Annotated in this window: 1 protein-coding gene; it reads right to left on the bottom strand. The window is 40.2% G+C overall.

Annotated elements, in window-relative coordinates; translation table 11 throughout:
* The coding region (locus tag O3599_RS09815; RefSeq protein ID WP_371512741.1) for an IS1182 family transposase at positions 1-1,346 on the bottom strand (1,346 nt) is incomplete at both ends.

Genomic DNA, 1,346 nt, shown 5'->3' with positions numbered 1-1,346 from the left:
CATCTCTTGTAACCCAAACAAGCCTTTATCTGCCCAAAGACAGGTTCCACATCAATCTTGCGTTGAGCGAAAATCTGTCTACCTTTGGGAGATAAAAGCGCCTGGCATTCTTTCGTTTTTAAGTGCTGATAGCGTTCATTCATATACAGTCCCTTTTGAGGGGCTGATTCAGGTTCATCAGCGTAGTAAACCTTGATTTCCTGTTGAAAGTCCGTCTGTGTTTTCTGATGTTTGATATGGTGAAAACGATAGCACCAGCCATCAGGATGTGTGTAGCTATCCTCCTTATCATCATAGTGCCAATTCGCTAAGTTTCTAGCTGACTGTTTATAGCCTCTCTTCTGTTCCTTATCAAACATGGCATATTTAATCAGATGGTTTACCTTATTTTCATCTAAACGAAGGAGGTTCTCTTCACTTCCATATCCAGCATCTGCGACAACTGTCTGTACGTCATGTGGATAGGTTTCAAGGAATGGCAGAAGAGTTTTGGTATCTGTCGGATTTGAGAAGATATCATAGTGAAGAACAAATTGATTTTCAGTAGCGATTTGAAGATTATAAGCAGCCTTGAGTTGGCCATTTTTCATATGGTCTTCTTTCATTCTCATAAAAGTGGCATCTGGATCGGTTTTGGAAAAACTGTTACGCCCTTCAAATGTCTCCTGATAGCTCTCATATTTTTCAGTACGTACTGAAAAATCATCCTTGACTTTTCGCAAGACTTTCTTGAGTTTACGACGCTGGGTTTTACGTTCATCCTTTCCTTTAACGGGTGTCTCCTCAATGTCCTGGTTCAGTTTTTCCAATTCTTCTTCAAGGACTTGAGCGAATGCAAGCAACTGCTCTGAGGAGATAGACTCTTGTGTATCCAGTTCGATAGCTTGATGGATAAGAGGAGTGATTTCTTCTTGAAAATAGACTTGTATCTGTTCTTGAAGTTTGGCGGAGAATTTCTCTGTCGCTTTCTTCCACACGAAACTATACTTGTTGGCATTAGCTTCAATCTTAGTCCCGTCAATAAACAGACAATCTAAGGTCACTAACTCTTCCATTTTTAAACGAAGATTGAGGTCGATGAAAAGATTACGAATGAGTTCTTCCATCCCTTCAGCTACACGAAAACGATTGATGGTGCGGTAGCTGACAATCAACTGCCCTGTTAGGTATTGCATAGCGAGATTTTCAATCATCATTTTTTCAATTTTTCGACCAGAGAAAATCCCTTGTGAATAGGCAAATAGAAGAGCAGATACAAGCATTTTAGGGTGATAAGACGGACGACCAAAGGCATGATAGAAGGCATGGAAGTGACTATCTTCCAAGGTATTCACCACTTTTTCAAT

The sequence above is a fragment of the Streptococcus sp. 27098_8_103 genome (assembly GCF_041432345.1).
In the GTDB taxonomy this organism is placed as follows: domain Bacteria; phylum Bacillota; class Bacilli; order Lactobacillales; family Streptococcaceae; genus Streptococcus; species Streptococcus mitis_BV.
The sequence above is the reverse complement of the archived record's forward strand: the minus strand, read 5'-3'. Positions and strand labels throughout refer to the sequence as shown.